Origin of the sequence: Sphingobacterium shayense (assembly GCF_013179575.1) — a bacterium.
GTDB lineage: Bacteria > Bacteroidota > Bacteroidia > Sphingobacteriales > Sphingobacteriaceae > Sphingobacterium > Sphingobacterium shayense.
In genome coordinates this window covers 1-3113 of sequence record NZ_JABMCQ010000267.1, presented here as the reverse complement: position 1 = coordinate 3113, position 3113 = coordinate 1, and the positions used below count along the sequence as shown (strand labels likewise).

General features: G+C 38.3%; 5 protein-coding genes. 1 reads left to right on the top strand and 4 read right to left on the bottom strand.

What is annotated here, in order from left to right:
• Positions 1–33: 33 nt before the first annotated feature.
• From HP439_RS18485 to HP439_RS18470, 4 genes are read right to left on the bottom strand one after another with little or no spacing between them, the layout of a single operon-like run.
• The gene (locus HP439_RS18485; RefSeq protein ID WP_172391805.1) at positions 34–441 is read right to left on the bottom strand and encodes an EVE domain-containing protein; all 408 of its coding nucleotides are present in this window, start codon (positions 439–441) and stop codon (positions 34–36) included.
• 30 nt (positions 442–471) lie between these two features.
• Positions 472–822, bottom strand: a complete 351-nt coding sequence (gldC, locus tag HP439_RS18480) for a gliding motility protein GldC (RefSeq protein ID WP_172391804.1) — start codon at positions 820–822, stop codon at positions 472–474.
• Between the two features lie 5 nt (positions 823–827).
• A complete protein-coding gene (locus HP439_RS18475) occupies positions 828–1064 on the bottom strand; it encodes a hypothetical protein (protein WP_172391803.1) in 237 nt (78 codons plus the stop codon).
• A 3-nt stretch (positions 1065–1067) separates the two neighbouring features.
• Positions 1068–2390, bottom strand: coding sequence for a DEAD/DEAH box helicase (locus HP439_RS18470; RefSeq protein ID WP_172391802.1), 1323 nt, complete (start codon positions 2388–2390; stop codon positions 1068–1070).
• 212 nt (positions 2391–2602) lie between these two features.
• Here HP439_RS18470 and HP439_RS18465 point away from each other — a divergent pair.
• Positions 2603–3113: S46 family peptidase (locus HP439_RS18465; protein ID WP_172391801.1), on the top strand; the 511-nt coding region annotated here is incomplete at its 3' end.

Genomic DNA, 3113 nt, shown 5'->3' with positions numbered 1-3113 from the left:
CAAAACACAGGAGCGAGGTTCCTGTGTTTTGTTTTACTCGTTCCCTAAAGCAACAATTCGATCAAATTCTTCCACTTTTAGCGGCATTACAGACAATCGTCCTTGGCGGACTAACGCTACATCCTGCAAAAACTCATCGCCTTTTATCACTTCTAGTGTCACCGGCTTTTTGAAGGTTTCGACAGGTGCTATATCAACGACTACCCAGCGTTCATCATCAGTAGTTGGATCTTGATAAAACTCCTTAATCACTTTAGCAATACCCACAACCTCCTTCCCTTCATTACTATGATAGAACAAAACTAAGTCGCCCTCTTTCATCGCCTTCAAGTTGTTCCGGGCCTGATAATTCCTCACTCCATCCCAAAATGTATGCCCATCTTCGTTAAGCTGTTGCCAACTGTATTTAAATGGTTCAGATTTCACTAAAAAATAATTCATAAAAAATAGCTTAAACCAATATTGTTAGAATTATGCTCCTTCTTCTAAGACCTCCATTTTTTCAGCAAAATGAGCGCAATAGTCGCGAAGATCGCCGATAACTTTCTCTGCCATTTCGTCTCCTCCTGACGCCCTCTGGAATGTATCGCCCAAAGTTTGCAGAGTTTCGTAAAAGAAACGCTTCATCTCATCATAGGGCATATCTTTCGTCCAAAGATCAATCCGTAACGAATTTTTATATTGAGCATCCCATAGCGCTAGAAACATCGCTTTCGCAGGCATCTGGTCTGTCGTCTCCCCATCGGTAGAAGACCAATCGATAGATTCTGGAATGTTTTGTTCATCTAGCGTAACATTTAATTTTATCTCAGCTTTTTTCATATCTACTAAACAATTTTTATTATTAATAACAGGACGCACGTGACAACGATAAAACCAATCTCGGCCATCCAAAGCTTTTGAGTTTGTTTGAACATCATTCTAAAGATGATATCCACAACAACCAAAAATACAATCAAAAACGATACAAACCACCAAGAAAAATCGAATTGCTCGTTACTCCACTCAGAAATAATCCAAGTCAGTGCGCAAGCCAACGTAATATTTATCGGCGTAATTTTCATTTATTAACGTTTTTTGGACCCTTTGCCTTTACCATTAAAATTACCCTTCTTAAAATTCTTAGAACTTGATTTTGCTTTTAGCGCATGTTTCTTTTCATGAAAAGCTCCTTTAAAATCAGGATTATCTTTCTTAATCTGTCCATCTATCTCACGAGCGATATGTTGGCGCTCTTCGAATCCCGTTGGTTCAATAAATACTCCTTCAGGCAATTCAACCACCTGAATTTTTTGACGGATTAACTTTTCTATCTTTTGAATATAATATTTCTCAGCGGGGTTACAGAAGGTTATGGCATCACCAACATTGAATGCCCGACCGGTACGACCGATACGGTGCACATAATCTTCAATTACAATAGGCACATCAAAATTAAATACATGACTCACATTAGAAACATCAAGCCCTCGAGCAGCCACATCAGTTGCCACTAAAATCCGGATATTTCCTTCCTTAAAAGAATTAATAGAATTTATCCTAGTATTTTGCCCCTTGTTAGCATGAATAACTCTGACTTGATCCTCTCCATATTTTCTCGTGAGATAATGATAAACATTATCTGCCACAGTTTTGGTTTTACAAAAGACAATTATTCTATGAAATGATTCGTCATCTTTTAAAAGATGTTGTAAAAGATTAAGTTTAGTCTTTAAATTCGGAACTTCATATAGCGATTGTGTTACAGTCTGAGCAGGCGTTGCTTGTTCAGTCACCTCAATAACCGTTGGAAAAGCAAGGAAATCTCCTGCTATTTTCCGAACCAGCTCACTCATTGTCGCAGAAAATAAAAGGTTCTGACGTTTACGCGGGACTACTTCCAATATACGATGGATTTTGCTGATAAACCCCATATCCATCATCTTGTCAGCTTCATCCATTACAAGAAACTTCAATGATTTCGTATTAATATCTCCTTCTAAATAAAGATCCAAAAAACGACCTGGAGTTGCAACAATTATATCGCAACCTTTCGCCAGTTGTTCCTTTTGTGACTTCGGACCTAATCCGCCATACAATAACACGCTCCGAATATCGAGATAAGTAGAAAATAAACGAATATGTTCATCAATTTGCATCGCTAATTCTCGAGTTGGTGATAAAATAAGCGCACGAGCATCATTTCCCTGTGCGTACTTAAGTTTCATCAACATTGGCAACACGAACGCCGCAGTCTTACCTGTTCCAGTTTGCGCTACCCCCATGATATCTTGCCCAGCCAATATAGGAGTAATTGCCTTCTGCTGGATTTCCGTTGGTTCTTTATATCCAGCTTCCGCAATCGCATTCTGCAGCTGCTTATTTAATTTAAAATCTTCAAATGACGCCATTGGGCAAAGATAAAGAAAACGATCCACTTCATGTCGCAATTTTGTGGCATAGAAAAACCTATCGGTCACAGGTATCTAAAATAAATCCTCTGTTATCGTTTATTTTAGATACCTGTGACGCGCTCGTATATCTATTTTGTCGAACTAAATACCGTTTAATTTTGAATTAAGAAGGATTTAAATCAACTTTGCCGTATAAAATTTGGTTGATTATGAAAAAATTATTGATTTTCATGCTCCTATGTACTGTGAGCATGACCACGATTGCCGATGAAGGGATGTGGTTCTTAATGCACATCAAGCGCCTAAATCAGGCTGATATGCAGAAAAAAGGCCTAAAGCTAACGGCAGAAGAAATTTATAGCATTAACAATTCATCATTGAAAGATGCCATTGTACAATTTAACGGCGGTTGCACCGCTGAAATCGTTTCCGGACAAGGCCTAGTATTCACGAATCACCATTGTGGTTACGGTGCTATTGCAGAATTATCGACCCCAGAGAATGACCATTTGACCAATGGTTTTTGGGCAAAATCACATCAAGAAGAGTTAAAACCTAAATCCCTTTACGTACGTTTTTTCGTGCGCATGGATGATGTGTCGAAACGAATCATGGGACTTGTTAACGATCAAATGACAGAAAAAGAAAGGGAAAAGGTTATTAATCAAGAAATTGCAAAAATCGAACAAGAGAATAGTGAAGGAGGAAAATATGTCGTAT